16 protein-coding genes and 1 pseudogene are annotated in these 15,009 nt (G+C 39.6%); 2 read left to right on the top strand and 15 right to left on the bottom strand.

Translation table 11 applies throughout. From position 1 onward, the window contains the following. Nucleotides 1-11 precede the first annotated feature (11 nt). The 5 genes and pseudogenes from VXK47_RS18345 to VXK47_RS18365 form a co-directional block, all read right to left on the bottom strand. Complete coding sequence (locus VXK47_RS18345) at nucleotides 12-524, bottom strand: phytoene desaturase family protein (RefSeq protein WP_435550234.1); 513 nt, start codon at nucleotides 522-524, stop codon at nucleotides 12-14. 498 nt (nucleotides 525-1,022) lie between these two features. Next, nucleotides 1,023-1,136 (bottom strand): annotated as a pseudogene (locus tag VXK47_RS18350) (hypothetical protein); the annotation flags it as partial. A gap of 213 nt (nucleotides 1,137-1,349) precedes the next feature. Continuing rightward, nucleotides 1,350-2,510 (bottom strand): alanine racemase, encoded by a 1,161-nt coding sequence (gene alr, locus VXK47_RS18355; RefSeq protein WP_435550235.1) that lies wholly within the window; start codon nucleotides 2,508-2,510, stop codon nucleotides 1,350-1,352. Between the two features lie 34 nt (nucleotides 2,511-2,544). Next, nucleotides 2,545-3,654, bottom strand: coding sequence for an alanine dehydrogenase (ald, locus tag VXK47_RS18360; protein ID WP_435550236.1), 1,110 nt, complete (start codon nucleotides 3,652-3,654; stop codon nucleotides 2,545-2,547). Next, nucleotides 3,644-4,603, bottom strand: a complete 960-nt coding sequence (locus VXK47_RS18365) for a lysophospholipid acyltransferase family protein (RefSeq protein ID WP_435550237.1) — start codon at nucleotides 4,601-4,603, stop codon at nucleotides 3,644-3,646. The genes ald and VXK47_RS18365 overlap by 11 nt, the downstream gene beginning before the upstream one ends. A 236-nt stretch (nucleotides 4,604-4,839) precedes the next feature. Between VXK47_RS18365 and VXK47_RS18370 the strand changes: the two genes are divergently transcribed. Both VXK47_RS18370 and VXK47_RS18375 read left to right on the top strand, forming a co-directional pair. Then, nucleotides 4,840-5,988: a glycosyltransferase family 4 protein gene (locus tag VXK47_RS18370; RefSeq protein ID WP_435550238.1), complete on the top strand. Its 1,149-nt coding sequence runs from the start codon at nucleotides 4,840-4,842 to the stop codon at nucleotides 5,986-5,988. Further along, on the top strand, nucleotides 5,985-6,917 hold the full coding sequence (locus tag VXK47_RS18375; protein WP_435550239.1) for a lipopolysaccharide kinase InaA family protein: 933 nt from the start codon (nucleotides 5,985-5,987) through the stop codon (nucleotides 6,915-6,917). The genes VXK47_RS18370 and VXK47_RS18375 overlap by 4 nt, the downstream gene beginning before the upstream one ends. 105 nt (nucleotides 6,918-7,022) lie before the next feature. Here VXK47_RS18375 and VXK47_RS18380 read toward each other — a convergent pair whose 3' ends face one another. From VXK47_RS18380 to VXK47_RS18425, 10 genes are all read right to left on the bottom strand, one after another. Further along, nucleotides 7,023-7,841 (bottom strand): SAM hydrolase/SAM-dependent halogenase family protein, encoded by an 819-nt coding sequence (locus tag VXK47_RS18380; protein WP_435550240.1) that lies wholly within the window; start codon nucleotides 7,839-7,841, stop codon nucleotides 7,023-7,025. 23 nt (nucleotides 7,842-7,864) lie between these two features. Beyond that, on the bottom strand, nucleotides 7,865-8,902 hold the full coding sequence (gene ruvB, locus VXK47_RS18385; protein ID WP_435550241.1) for a Holliday junction branch migration DNA helicase RuvB: 1,038 nt from the start codon (nucleotides 8,900-8,902) through the stop codon (nucleotides 7,865-7,867). Beyond that, on the bottom strand, nucleotides 8,902-9,516 hold the full coding sequence (ruvA, locus tag VXK47_RS18390; protein ID WP_435550242.1) for a Holliday junction branch migration protein RuvA: 615 nt from the start codon (nucleotides 9,514-9,516) through the stop codon (nucleotides 8,902-8,904). The genes ruvB and ruvA overlap by 1 nt, the downstream gene beginning before the upstream one ends. Nucleotides 9,517-9,552: 36 nt before the next feature. Further along, a complete protein-coding gene (locus VXK47_RS18395; RefSeq protein ID WP_435550243.1) occupies nucleotides 9,553-10,038 on the bottom strand; it encodes a crossover junction endodeoxyribonuclease RuvC in 486 nt (161 codons plus the stop codon). Nucleotides 10,039-10,075: 37 nt separating this feature from the next. Further along, nucleotides 10,076-11,038 carry a tol-pal system protein YbgF gene (gene ybgF / locus VXK47_RS18400; RefSeq protein WP_435550244.1) on the bottom strand — a complete coding sequence of 321 codons (963 nt, stop codon included), beginning with the start codon at nucleotides 11,036-11,038 and terminating at the stop codon, nucleotides 10,076-10,078. Nucleotides 11,039-11,221: 183 nt separating this feature from the next. Further along, nucleotides 11,222-11,839, bottom strand: a complete 618-nt coding sequence (gene pal / locus VXK47_RS18405; protein ID WP_435550245.1) for a peptidoglycan-associated lipoprotein Pal — start codon at nucleotides 11,837-11,839, stop codon at nucleotides 11,222-11,224. A 25-nt stretch (nucleotides 11,840-11,864) separates the two neighbouring features. Then, complete coding sequence (gene tolB / locus VXK47_RS18410) at nucleotides 11,865-13,187, bottom strand: Tol-Pal system beta propeller repeat protein TolB (RefSeq protein ID WP_435550246.1); 1,323 nt, start codon at nucleotides 13,185-13,187, stop codon at nucleotides 11,865-11,867. A gap of 35 nt (nucleotides 13,188-13,222) precedes the next feature. Then, on the bottom strand, nucleotides 13,223-14,227 hold the full coding sequence (locus VXK47_RS18415; protein ID WP_435550247.1) for an energy transducer TonB: 1,005 nt from the start codon (nucleotides 14,225-14,227) through the stop codon (nucleotides 13,223-13,225). 5 nt (nucleotides 14,228-14,232) lie between these two features. Further along, the gene (gene tolR, locus VXK47_RS18420; RefSeq protein ID WP_435550248.1) at nucleotides 14,233-14,658 is read right to left on the bottom strand and encodes an ExbD/TolR family protein; all 426 of its coding nucleotides are present in this window, start codon (nucleotides 14,656-14,658) and stop codon (nucleotides 14,233-14,235) included. Beyond that, on the bottom strand, nucleotides 14,655-15,009 hold a 355-nt coding region (locus VXK47_RS18425), incomplete at its 5' end, for a MotA/TolQ/ExbB proton channel family protein (RefSeq protein WP_435550249.1). The genes tolR and VXK47_RS18425, both read right to left, overlap by 4 nt.

Here is a 15,009-nt window from a genome sequence, read left to right on the forward strand (position 1 = left end):
TCTTTCCAGGCCTAGGCTCCGCCGTCAGCAAGATCATAAGGACAGAAACCATAAAGATAAAGTGTATGCTTGCCGGCGGGAGCTCTTGTCTTATCCCATTTGCTGTATGTGATGGCAAGATAAAGATCGTCTCTGGGATGACCAAGATCAAGAGCATGAAATGCATTCCAGTATTCTTCCTTATCGCATGTCGAAAACTCAACCCAGAAAGCATTTTTTACATCTTCGTTATCACATTTGTAGGCAGGAAGCTCATTTAATGCAATGTGCTGATGTATAGGCGCAAAGTTCGCCGGGGACAGATTCTTTACATTTTGTGCAAAACCCTCGGGGAGCGCATACCCACCGGTCATGCCGGGAAACATCTGTTTAATGTTCATACCTGATACAACCGCTTTGCCGGCCAGTATCTCTTCTCCTGAAGCTAAAATAACACCTGTTGCCTCATCACCGGAGATATTGAACTCTTTTACCGTGCTGTTTAATTTGATGGTTCCGCCATTGGCTTTTATCATTCTGCCCATGGACTCGCTTAATTCTCCGGAACCGCCTTCGGGAAACATTCCGCCATATTTGTGGGTAAGAGGAATGAATAACGAACAGAGCAAAACCGGTGCCTTTTACAAAGGGGTTAATCATAGCTTCAGATGCATATCTGGAAAGAGCTATCTTGATCCTGTCGTTCTCAAATATCTCATCAACAACATCCCAGGCGCTGATCATCTGTGCTCTTATCAACTGGCGGCCTTCAGGGCTCTGGTCCATCATCGCCATCTGTGCTCCAAAAGGCGGCGGAGGATTGAACATACCCATTGTAAGCATGTCAAGCATCCTTATAGACCAATCATGAAACTGCCTGTAAGCATCGGCATCATGCTGGGAAATCTTTGCTATGGACTGACATGTTCTGTCCAGATCTTTGTGAAGTACGAAAACGGAATCATCATCAAAAACTACTCCGGTCATAATTTCGGGCCTGATGTACTTTAATCCGTATTTTGCCTGCAATTCAAGCTCATCCCTTAATACCGGGTTCGGGCAAATAAAGCCATGCCACGTCGAGCATACATCGTATCGTGTTTGAAACCGGGCAGCGTCATCTCTCTGGTCTGAACTCCGCCGCCAATTTGATCCTGATGCTCTACAACACATACGTTAAGACCAGCTTTTGCAAGATAACATCCGGCCTAATCCATTATGACCTGCACCTGCTATTATTACATCATACTTTGACATAATTTTTTCCTCTCCTTTCAGGTTGTTTTTTTCTAACTAAACTGCTGCTTTATTAATATTATGAGAAGATAAAACGCTAACCAAAACTTTTGATATAAAGGTTTAGCCCTGGATTATTTCAGATATACTCTTTTCACGCGTTCGGAAATCAATGTAACAATTTCATAGTTTATTGTATTTATTAAAGTTGCAATTTCATCAACTGTTACACAAGATCCATTCTGCTTACCAAAAACCACAACTTCATCACCCTGTTTGACTTCCGTTATACTTCCAACATCAAGCATGGTCAGATCCATGCATACTCGTCCTGCTATCGGAGCTTTTTGTCCATGGACAAGCATGTGTCCGCGTGAAGAAAGAAGCCTGCTGTAGCCGTCTGCATATCCAACAGGAACTGTAGCAATTGTTGTAGGTGCGGTTGTTTTATAAGTTGCTCCGTAACTGACATTAAAACCGCAGGAAACATTTTTCACTTGCGTAACTATAGCTTTAAGAGACATGGCGGGTAAAAGAGAAACTCTGTCTTTGTTCACTTCTTCTGATGGGTACAGGCCGTACATTGAAATACCGGCTCTGACCATATCAAGATGTGTTTTGGGTATATCAATGATTGCTGCGCTGTTCGCTGCATGTTTCAGCTTAAATTCAATACCTTTTAATTTAAGATTGCTGATAAATTCCATAAATATTTCAAACTGTTTTGTTGTAAAAGATTTATCATAACTATCCGCCATGGAAAAGTGCGTATATATTCCTTCTGCCTCAATGCCGGAAAGGCTGGCTATTGATTCAACTTCGGCTAAAGCGCTGACTGGCTTTATCCCGTTTTTGTTATAATTTCTGAAACAATCAGGCAATACACCAATTCTTCCCATACCTGTATCTATCTTAATATGGACTTTGATTTTTTGGTTTTTTGATATTGCAAAAGAAGAAAGAGATTCTGCAAAAGCATAGGAACAGACCGTTTGAACAAGGTTGTATTTTAAAATGTTTTCATAAGAATCCGGCTGAGTAAAACCAAAAATTAAAATCGGAGCATCAATGTTGTTTTTTCTTAACAGCATTGCTTCTTCTATACGCGCAACACCTAAATATTCGGCCCCGTTATCAAGAGCACAGCGGGCAACTTCCACAGAACCATGACCGTATGCATTTGCTTTCACGACAGCCATAAGACGCGAATCTGGATTTATAATACGTCTCAATTCACTCAAATTATGAGCAATTGCTTTAAGATCAATCTCAGCCCAAATAATATTATCCGCCAATATAACCTCTTAATCTTTGAGTAATATAAAATATCTACAGTTCGGAATATTTCAGACCGAATGCATCCGCCACTGCCTTGCAGGTTACCTTTCCGGAAACCACATTTGCACCGGATCTTATTTCATTATTTTCTTTGAATGCTCTTTTCCACCCTTTATTTGCAATCTTTATAGCATATGGAAGCGTTGCGTTTGTCAATGCAAGTGTTGATGTTTTCGGCACGGCGCCCGGCATATTTGAAACACAATAATGAACTATGCCGTCAACAATATAAATTGGGTTGCTATGCGTAGTGGGTTTTGAAGTTTCAAAACACCCCCCCTGATCAACAGCCACATCAACTAAAACAGAGCCCTTTTTCATGGTCGCCAGCATTTCCCTTGTTACCAGCTTAGGCGCTTTTGCTCCGGGAATAAGAACAGAGCCGATTACCACATCTGCTTCTTTAACCAGTTTACGTATGATTGCAGGAGTAGACATAATCAGAAAACAATTTTTTGGCATGACATCACTAAGATAACGGAGACGATCCAGATTTCTGTCAAGCAGATACACTTTTGCTCCTATTCCACACGCCATTTTAGCAGCATTGGTTCCTGCAACCCCGGCTCCGATTATAAGAACCGTTCCGGGATCAACCCCCGGAACACCACCCAGAAGAACCCCTTGACCACCATTTTCCATTTCAAGATATTTGGCTCCCTGCTGAATCGCCATTCTTCCTGCCACTTCACTCATAGGAGTAAGCAAGGGAAGCGATCCATCGGACTTCTGTATAGTTTCATAGGCAATATTTACAGAGCGTTTTTTAATAAGAACTTTTGTCAGTTCTTCCGAAGCAGCGAGATGAAGATAAGTAAAAATTATCTGATTTTTTTTTATCAGATCATATTCAGCCGGCATGGGTTCTTTCACATGCATAATCATATCTGAGCGATTAAAAATCTCATCAGGTGTTTCAACTATTTGAGCCCCTGCTTTTATATAAGCCGCATCTTTAAAACCGCTCTCAATTCCGGCTCCTTTTTCAATAAGAACATCATGCCCGTTTTGCTTCATCAATTCCACTCCGGCAGGAGTCATCGCCACACGGTGCTCTTCTTCCTTTATTTCCCCTGGTATGCCCCGACTATCATATTTCATCCTTACCTTTTGTCTGTTTTAATATTGTTTTTTCTCTTATTCGTCTATGTCTGGACTGATATTCAGGATATATTTCGCGATGAAACTTTTTCCATCTTTTGTGCATCCAAAGCCATTGATCCGGATATTCTCTTATTATCTTTTCGACTACATCGTTTATAGCCTGGGTATTGGTTATCAAATCATCGCGTAAACTTTTTGTTCTCGTTATTTTTACCGGAGGTTCAAAAATTATTCCAAGTTGATTATTTTTTTCTCTGATACAAAAAGCAGGAATAACCGGGCTGTTACACCTTATAGCGACCATTGCGGCAGCTGGAGTTGCTGTTACTTTTTTGCCGAAAAAATTAATTACTACGCCTTCAGAAGCTGTTGTATTCTGGTCGATAAGGATTGCCAGGATATTACCGCTTCGTACAGTCCGGGTCATTTCAGGTAAAGCCCCTTCCTTATTTATTATTGAATTTCCAAAGCGGGTTCTCATTTTTAATGCTACTTTATTGATAATCGCAGAGTCTATCTTTCTTGCAACAGATACCACTGATTTTCCGTAATAACAGGGAACAAATAAAGCAGCTGACTCCCAGTTGCCTATATGGGCGGAAGCCAGTACAACCCCATTCGACCCGTCAATAGCTTTGCGCAAATACTCTTCACCTCTTATTATATGTATATTCGAAAGGATATTTTTCTTTTTCAGAAAATACATCTGTATAATTTCAAAAACAGTGATTCCGAAATTCTGAAAAACCTGCTTTGAAATTGTTCTTATCTTTTCATCTTTCCATTCAGGATATATAAACTTTAAATTTCTCTTTACCGTTCGCCTGTGCGACACATCGAAATAATATAATACAGCTCCGAGAATTTTGCCGAGAACATGTACAAGAATCTTGACTATTGCTCCGGTAAAAGGTTTTTTTATATTTTTTATCTTATCTTTTTTCATTCAATATTTTTTAAAGAATCATCATCAGGCATGAATTATTGCGTTTTAATTGATCGCCAATATACTTTATTTCCATTAAAATGTATATATTCCATTAAAATGTTGACATATAATCGCTGCCTTTAGTAATCATTAAATAATATTCTAATCAGAAAAACGGGTTGTTATCAATATAGAAGTATCTATTGATATTCAATCTAACAAAAAATTTTTTGAAGGACAACCAATTATAAGATATGAAATTAGCCTTTTGTTTATTTAATTATTTTCCTTTCGGAGGATTAGAACAAAACTTTCTGAAAATCAGCACAGAATGCCTTGGCAGAGGGCATAACATTGATATTTACACAATGAAATGGGAAGGAGCCTGTCCGGCAGGAGCAAAGCTTATTAATGTTTCCTTCCGGGGAAAAAGCAATCACGACAAAATTGCCTCATTCGCAGGAAATCTTGCAACAATTTTAGAGCAAAAACAATATAATCTTATAATTGGCTTTAACAAAATACCAGGGCTTGATATTTATTATGCTGCAGATGTCTGTTATAAGGCCAGGATAAAAAAGCAACGTTTGTTTTTATCACGTTTCACACCCCGCTACCGTTTGTTTTCCGCATTTGAAAAGGCTGTTTTTGGCAAAAACTTAAAAACAGAAATTATTATTATTTCCGAAAAGGAAAAAATAAATTATCAATCCGAATATGATACGGAAGAGAAAAGGTTGCATATTGTACCCCCAGGGGTAGATAAAGATTATATACGTTCTTCTCTTAGCCTTATCAACCGTAATAATATAAGGGATAAACTTGGTCTTGGCAAAAATGATATTTTTCTGTTAATGATAGGTTCACATTTTCATACCAAGGGAGTTGACCGGTCAATAAATGCTTTGGCTTGTCTGCCTTTAGCCATGCAAAAATCAACATACCTTTTTATTATCGGAAAGGGTAAACAAAAGCCATATGCCGGACTGGCTAAAAAGCTGGGATTACAAAATAATGTTCGCTTTCTTGGTTCAAGAAGCGATATTCCCTTATTTTTAGCAGGCGCTGATTTTGTTCTTCAGCCTTCACGCGTAGAAAACACCGGCAATGTAATAGTTGAGGCTCTCACAGCAGGCGTTCCTGTAATGGCTACGGAAACCTGCGGTTATGCCGTTCATATTGAACGTGCAAAAGCCGGTATGATTTTGCCTTCATCGAAATTTTCACAGAAAACGATGAATATCATGCTGAAAGAAATGCTGCTATCAGAGGAAAAAGATAATTGGAAAAAAAATGCTTTATCATACTCCGACAGTACCGATCTTTACAATCGGGTCATGGTTGTAGCCGATCTTATTGAAGAAATTGGAGCTAAAAAGAAAACTACGGCAATAAACACATGAATTGCAGCAACTACTGTGAACCTGTTTCATGCATTGAAAAACCGGGCAATTCCGGTGAATTTCTGATAATCAACCAAAGCTATCAGGATGTTTTGTCCGGCATTGGTTTTACAAGCTTTGATTCTGTCTGGTCCAATGTGAATGCAGAATTAATTGAACAAAAAAAAGACAGGAGCATCCTCAGGGTAAAATTTCCTCTTATAAAAAAATATGAAATAAGCGATTGCAACACGGTAGACAAACACACTTATTTTTATATAAAGAAATTCAGGCAGAAATTATCTTCATGGCAAAAAACCATGCGATTACTGATGCCAAAAAATTTTGCACCCGAAGGATTAAAGGAATTTAATAACTACTGCCTTTTTCGCCAAAATGCCTTGGCTACAGCATCTCCGGTTGCCGCAGGCAGCAAGTTTATATCCTGTGCCTGCGTTGATTCATTCTTTATTACACAGGATTTTTCCCCGTTTATTGAACTGGAAAACCTTATTCTTAATCAATCCGAAACTCTTTACGGTAAGGATAATGATATAAAAAGAAGAAACATACTGAGCGAAATAGCTGTTTATGCGAAAAAAATGCATGAGTGCGGCATGAATCATAAAGACTTTAATGCAACACATATTCTTCTTCAAAAACAGGATGCATCAAAACCTCTGGTTGCGCTTTTTGATCTGCAACGGGTTGATTTGAATCCGTTTAATCGCATTCGTTGGCAGATAAAAGCGTTTGCCGAATTAAACTATACACTGCCGGCATCAATTTTCAGTGAAAAAGACAGGTTATTTCTTTACTCGACTTATAAAAGAAAAGAACATCTATCTGCTTTCAATCGGCTGCAATATAACTGTATCCGAAGAAAAACCGAAAAGATCGCAAGACACAGCAAAAAGAGACATCTTGCGCCTAAGGCAGGCAACATATAGAAATATCCGGGTGCTGTTTTGATGAGAGCTGCATATTCCAGATTCTTTCCGGCTTGACCGTGATGAAATCCTTAGCGTTTCCGCAGCTAAAACTTAAATTGGAGCTTATGAGCCGTAATTAAAAACTTTTACAATTCTTATTCTATCTCTTTTCTTTGCTTCAAAATAATCTTCAGCACTTCCCCGGTTTACTGCAATTTCAAGGAATCCGCGACTTCCTATTATTGCAAGAGGATTATTTTGGCCTGCATGTTCATATGCTAAAGACAATTTATCTATTTTTTTATTGCCGACAATTATATGAAAATTTTTTTCACCTGCGATTAAAAAAAATTCATCAAGTTTTTTTGTATCAATATTAGTTATAAGATTTCCAAAACGATCAATTGACACAATCTCACCCGTTAGTTCACCATTATCTGATATTTCAGGTTTTACTATATTAATGGTTACAAGAGTATTCCTGCTTGCCTCGGTTCCGAATTCTTCCATACCTACACCATTGGAAAGGTGCGCCGCTACCGGTGAAAAAATATCACGGCCGTGGAAAGTATTGCTTACAGGCTTTAAAAACCATTTACTTCTGAGAAGTTTTATAATCTTCTCTGGTTCACCATCTTCACATAAAAGTGTTAAAACACCATTATCAGGCGCTATAAAATAATGCCCATTGTGTAAAACGGCAAGAATAGTCCTGTTGCTTCCTACACCGGGATCAACCACAATAACGTGTATCGATCCTTTTGGAAAATATTTATAATAATATTCAATAAGATATGCTGCGTTGACTATATCATAAGGAGAAAGGCAATGACTGATGTCAACAATAGAAGCTGCGGGATTTATGGAAAGAATAACTCCTTTCATTATGCCCGCATATTCGTCTTGCATGCCAAAATCTGTAAGAAGGGTTATTACCGGCATGGCTGATACAAGTTTAATCTCTTTTAAGGTCGTCTGTCACAATTTTTATAAAGATGTTTATATGCCTCTTCAGACGCTTTTCTTCCGGAAGAGGTTCTCATTATTAAACCGATTTTTAAAAGAAACGGCTCAACAACATCTACCAGAGTATCCGATTCTTCCTGAAGGGTTGCTGCAATCGCCTCAACTCCCACTGGCCCGCCGTTGTAAAATTCTATCACTGTTTTAAGGTAACGGCAGTCAAGATTTGTAAGTCCTTTCTCATCAACTCCTTCAAGAGCAAGGGCTTCCTGTACCGTTTTTTTTGTTATTATACCGTCTCCTCTGACCTGGGCATAGTCTCTTACACGCTTTAAGAGTCTGTTGACAATTCTTGGTGTACCTCTCGAACGTCGGGAAAGCTCATAAGCTGCATCTTCTTCAATTTTGATTTTAAGCAGGTCTGCCGAACGTGAAACAATTATCATGAGATCCGATTCGGTATAGAAATCCAGAGTTCTGAATATGCCGAAACGGTCCCTTAAGGGTGAGGAAAGCAACCCGACTCTTGTTGTAGCTCCGACCAATACAAAATGCTTTAAGCGGTATTTGTGACTGCGAGCATTGACTCCTTTATCAAACACAAAATCTATGGCAAAATCTTCCATTGCCGGATACATAAATTCTTCAACCACTTTCGGGATTCGGTGGATCTCGTCTATAAACAGGATATCCCCTTCTTCAAGATGAGTAAGAATCCCTACCAGGTCTCCTCCCTTTTCAAGGGCCGGCCCGGAAGTAACAGTAAGATTAGCGCCTGTCTCATTCGCAATAATGTGTGCAAGAGTTGTTTTGCCAAGACCGGGCGGACCATGCAAAAGAACATGGTCAATGGGCTCACCGCGCTGTTTTGCGGCTTGGATGGCAATTTTAAGTGTTTCAACAACCTCTTTTTGGCCTATATAATCGGACATTGATTCAGGCCTGAGGGAAAGTATTTCAGGTTCCGTGTCGACAGAAAGGCAGGAACCGGAAAGTATTTCGTTATCTCCGGAAGAATATGTCAGAATATCATCGCTCATCAGGTTCTTTCTCCACGGTATACTTCTTCCAACAGATCTTCAGGGCTGGTAATAAATTTGTTTCTTTTCAAAGCCTGCACAACCATTGTCTTTGCTTCGCCAGGTTTATAACCAAGTTGTGAAACAAGAAGATCGATTACCTTCTGTCCGATGTCTTCCGAAACAGAATCATATGTTTGTTCCGATTTTCTGATTAAAGCAAACTTGTTCATCTTTCCTTCAAGCGTGGCTATAATTTTTTGGGCCGTTCTGTTTCCGATCCCTTTAAGCTGCTTTAAAGCTGCGGCATCTTTTGATTCTATAGCTCTTGAAATATCCCGTACGGACATGGTGAGGGCTTTTACAGCTTTTAACGGTCCTATGTCTTCAACAGAAATGAAATATTGAAAGAATTCCTTTTCAACTTCAAGGTTAAAACCTATCAATACCGGTTTTGGCTGTTTTTCGGATTGATGATAATAAATATACAGGGTTATTTCGTCCCCAACCGATCTCGTATTTAAAGTCTCCATCACTATTGCCGGAAGCAGGATTTCATATCCCACATGATTTACAAGCAAAAGTATGCGCTCGCTATCTTTTTTTAATAATTTTCCTTCTAAATATCCTATCACTTAAATTTTCTCACAAAATTCTTCAAATTTAAATCCTTACTTGTTGTTATTATGACGGAAAAGGCCTAAAAGAGCCAGAGCAATCGCATCGGAAGCATGATAGGGCTTTATGGGCGTATTTAATTTCAACAAATGTCTTACCGTAAGTTCCAGCTGTTCTTTGTTTGCATTACCATTTCCTGTCAGGACATGCTTGACTTCCCTTACAGCAACCTCGCTCGTCCGGACACCGGCATGGCATGCCGACAGAAGAATAACACCGGTAACTTTGCCAAGATTTATTCCTGATTTAGGATAGGTATCAAGGGAAAACACATCTTCCAGTACCATCAGATCAGGCTTTTCATCTTTTAAGAGCAAGAGAAGTTTTGAATAAATATGGTCAAGACGCTCGGCAAGAACCTGGTTTTTCGAAGTGTTTATGCTGCCAAAAGAAAATCTTTGAATTTTTAGCCCTGCTCCACAGATTATCCCCACACCTGTTGAAGCCAGACCCGGATCTATACCGATGACCTTTATCATCTTTTGCTCTTTAAGGATTAAAAATCAATCCTGTATTTTAAAATCCTTTCAGCTTGCTTTCGGCGATCTTGGCTTCATTCGAATTCGGAAATTTTTGAATAAGTTCGTTCAGGACAAGCTTCGAATTTTTCTTGTCTCCAAGATTATAAAAGGAAAGCCCCTGCTTGAGTAATGAAGCCTTCATTTTATTGCCTTTCGGATATTTTTCTATGACCTTCTGATATTCAACAATAGCTTTTTCATACCATTTTTCCTGATAATAGCTTTCACCTATCCAGAACTGGCAGTTATCAGCTTTATCGGAATTTGGATATTTGCTAAGTATTTCCTGCAGCTTCTGACGGGCTGCCGCATATTTCTCTCCATCATACAACTTGAGGGCTGAAGCATAAATCTCATCTTCAGAAACATCTTTCTTTTCCACCGGCAAAGCGGCCGGTACCGTTGCTGCTGTTTTTTCTTTTCCTTCAAGACTCAGATATTGTTCAAGACGCGCAATTTTATTTTTATATTCTTTCAAAGTTTCTTCCATACCGGCAAGCCTGTCTTCAGTTCTTTTGCTGGTATCTTCGTTGTCTTTTGACTTTTGCTTTGAAAGGTGTTCAAGCTCCTCGATTCTTCCGTTTAACATCCGGATTTCTTCTTTACGCTTTTCAATTTCAGCATATTGACCGGCAGTTTGTCCTCTTATGTTTTTGTCTTTTTCATCCTCAATAGATTTTATTTCTTCCGTTTTTTTCTTTATTACGTCTGTCTTGGCTTTAAGATGGGAAGTCTGATTTTCTAAAGTAACAACCCGCAGCCTTAATTCTCCGATACGGTTATCAAGTGTTATAACATCTTTATGTAAAGCACAGCCGAAATTAAGAAATAAAAACGGAATAAGAATGAAAAAAAATATGGATTTATTAATTTTCCTCTCACCGGCATGGGACAAGAGGGCAATTATACGAGGAATAAAGGGGCTTTTTTTCAAAGGATTTGTTGAGACTTTTAACATCCTATCACTCTCCTGAAGATTTTTTTAAAAATAAGACATATAAACAGGTTCCCCCGGTACCTGCTCCGTTTCATAGTCAGGGACAGGTACCGGAAACGGCTTATTGCAAAACCGCCACACTTTTTTAAAAACATTGCTGTAACTGTAATTTTATACGAGCAGTTGCCAATCCAACCCGGGCATCTAACCTAAGATAAAGTGAGCCCTTCTGTTCTTTGCCCATGCTACTTCATTGTTGGCCGGATCAAGCGGTTTTTCTTCTCCATAGCTGATTGTTTTTATACGTGATGAGGAAATACCGAGATTGATGAGAAAATTTCTTGCGCTTTGAGCACGCTTCTCTCCAAGAGCAAGGTTATATTCATTAGTTCCACGGTCATCACAATGGCCCTCAATAGTCACTAAAATTGCTGAATATTTCTCAAGATACGCCGCTTTCTTTTTAAGAATTTCCTGAGCACTTTGAGAGAGAACTGCACTGTCATAATCAAAGTGTACATCCTCATTAACAAGCTTTTGCATCGCCTCGGATTTTTCCATTGCCATTTTTTCCTGTGCACTGGGCCCGGCTTTAAGAGAGTCGGCATCGGTAAGAGATTCAGATGCTATATCCGACGCAGAAGAATCGGAAGCAGACCCGGAACCGGTACCAGTTCCGGAAGAAAGAGAGTCTTGATCCGAGAGTGTATCTTTTACTTCCCCAACATCAGCCTTCACAGTCTGTTTCCCGCAGGAAGCGAAAAACAACAGACCGGGAATTACAAGTAACATAGCCAAAACAACCAACATTTTTTTCTTCATTTTAAATCTCCTTTATATATTACTGTTATTTATTAAAAAGCCCGGGTGACCATTTTGGATTAGACTGTTCACCGGATATGGAAAACAGCCGTTTTTGATCCGTTCCGTAAGAAGTCATTACGTAAATTCTTGAAGGACCTTCCCGCGTTGAGCTGAATACGATTAAACTTCCATCCGGAGACCAGAAAGGCGATTCATTATCACCTTCGTTATGAGTTAATTGTACAGGATCTTTACCATCAAGAGCAATTATAAAAATATTATGCTTTCCTCCATCCAATCCGGAATATACTATTTTATTGCCTTTAGGCGACCAGCATGGCTGGGTATTATACCGGCCGTTAAATGTCAGTCTTTGCTCATTTCCGGTACTGATATCCTGTATATATATTTGAGGTGTTCCTGACCTGCTTGAAACAAAAGCCATCTTTTTTCCGTCAGGTGAGAATGTAGGAGATACATCACTTCCGGTACTATTTGTCAACTTTTTAATAATTTTCCCGGTTCCTGTCATGAGATATATATCCTGATCTCCGGAGAAGGAAAGCGTTGCTGCAAGTTCAAATTTTCCCGGCATCCAGGAAGGAGTTATGTTTATCCCTTTTTTTGATACAACAGAAATGCTGTTATTGCTAACGTTCTTAATATAGAGATCGGGGTTTCCTTTTAAATAAGAAGTATATGCAATCCATTGGCCGTCCGATGACCAGGCTGGAAAAAGTGTGATTGAATTGTTTTTTGTAAATTGCCTAACATTGGTTCCGTCAAAATCACAAATATATATTTCTTTCTTTCCTGAGCCGGTTGATACAAAGGCAATACGTGTATCAAATACTCCTCTGTTTCCTGTGAGGCAAAAGACGATCTCGCTTGCAAAAAGGCGTAGTATATGTCTTAAATCATTAACTCCGCCTTTGTATTTCTTTCCTACAAGCTGGTTGGCTTTTACCGTATCAAACAGTCTCATTTCTATTTCAAGATCATTACCGTTTGCCTGTATTGTTCCGGTAACAAGAAGCTCTGCTCCTACGGTTGTCCAGTTGCGAAAATCCACGGTTTGCAAAGTTGTTTCAGGCTTCAACAGGTTTTCAAGAAAGCTTTCCCTGTCAAGTATCTTGAAATAGCCTGTAAAATCAAGCATCCCCGAAAGCATATCGGAAGCTTTTTTTGGCAATTGCATATCACCGTTTTTTAGCGTTCCTGTACCGGATTTAAATAGAGGTACGGCAATCGGCATTTTTCTTATTGAGGGGCTGTTAATATCAATGTAATCATATCCTCCAAAGCTTGTTCCTGTCATTGTTAATAAAGCAGCAACAAAAACTATAAAAAGACGAAAATATTTCATCAAAAATTCCTTTACATTTATCCGTATCACATCGGTTATTTCTGCTTAAGTCCACTAGTTCCGAAGCGAAGACCAATTTCATAATTTGGCCGGTCATATCCTTCGGGAAGGGGAGGAAGAGGATTGGCTTTTTGAATTGCCCTGTATGCAGACTCATCAAGATAGCGGTTTTGCGATCTGCTTTCAAACCGTATACCGCTGATTTGGCCGGTACGCATTATTTTTATTACAAGAACAGCCATAGCACCCGAGCCGCTGCCTCCTAATTGTTCGGAGTAAGCCCAGTTTTGCTGAATTTTATAAAATATCTCTGCTTTATATATATCAAGCAGGCCTATCGGCATATTGCCGCCGCCGCTTCCACCGGGTACCCCCGGAGCAGCTCCCTTTATTCCGGCTCCCTGTAAACCAAAGCCCTTTACCTGATCGGCTGTATCAAACTTTCCGGCTTTAGAACCACTTTCGACCTGGCTCCTTATTTTGCCTATCGCATCGCTTACTGATGAAGGTCTTGATTCACCAACTCTTTTTTCCATTTCTTTTACTGCATTTTTTATCAGCTCGGCCGATTCAACTTTCTTTTTCGGTAAAATTTTCGGGTTTAATGATACGGCGTTAGAAGTTTTTTGTACAGCTTTTTCAGGGACCTTTTCAGCAACTTTTACAGCTTTAACCACCGGTTTTGAAATCTCTTTTGCAGCAACTTTTACCGCTTTAACCGCAGGTTTTGAAGCTACTTCCGGCTTTTCTGTTTTTATCGGCGCTTGTTTTACAGCTTTTTTTTCTACGGGAGCCGAACTTTTTATTGCGTCCGGTCTTCCTGCAGGAGGTCCCGGACGGCCAGCCGGAAGTGAAACAAGGCTTACATTTATTGCCGAAGGAAAAGGGTTAACCACAGGCCTGCTGTATCCAGGAAGAAAATATAATACACCTATTAAAACAGCATGACATGCGAAAGAAATGCCAAAAGTTATAGCCACGGTTTTCGGTGGTATGCTGCTTTTTCCGTTAAAATATCCGGAAAACTGAAAGCTTTGCATGCTTATTATTTTTCCCCGGTTGTTTTGCTTTCGACAGGTTCTGTGACCATACCAAGCTTTTCCACACCCGCTTCCTTTATTTCAGCCATAAGTCCCACGACCGCTCCGTAAGATATATCCTTGTCAGCTCTCAGATATACTTCCTGGTCTAAACGGCCTTCGAGTATTTTTTTTATTTTAATCTGAAGCTGTTCAGGAGCGACTTTATAATTATTTATAAATATATTTCCGCCTTTATCGAGAGTTATTATAAGATGTTCCTTTTCCGAGGCTAAAGGTTTAGTGGTGGCTTCGGGAAGTGAAACATTTACGCCTTGCACCATCATAGGAGCGGTTGCCATGAAAATAATCAAAAGAACCAGCATTACATCAACAAAAGGAGTGACGTTGATATCGGACATAAGACGATCTTTATCGCCACCGGCCATCATTTCTTATTCCCCTTTGCTTTTAATGTATCCCTTTCCACTATGTTAAGGAAATCAGCCGCAAAACTTTGCAGCTCAGACTCGATGTTTCTTATCTTCTGCATGAAATAATTAAATGCAATTACAGCTGGTATTGCTGCGGCAAGTCCGGCTGCAGTTGCTACAAGCGCTTCCGATATTCCAGGAGCGACAACAGCAAGTGTTGCTGAGCCTCTCAGCCCGATTCCGTGAAATGAATTCATGATTCCCCAAACCGTACCGAACAACCCTATAAAAGGAGAAGTATTTCCGGTTGTTGCAAGAAAAGGAACCAGTTGTGTCAGACCCGTTATCTCGGAATTAATAGCTCTTCTT

The organism is Desulfobacterium sp. N47 (assembly GCF_051233685.1).
GTDB lineage: Bacteria > Desulfobacterota > Desulfobacteria > Desulfobacterales > RPRI01 > RPRI01.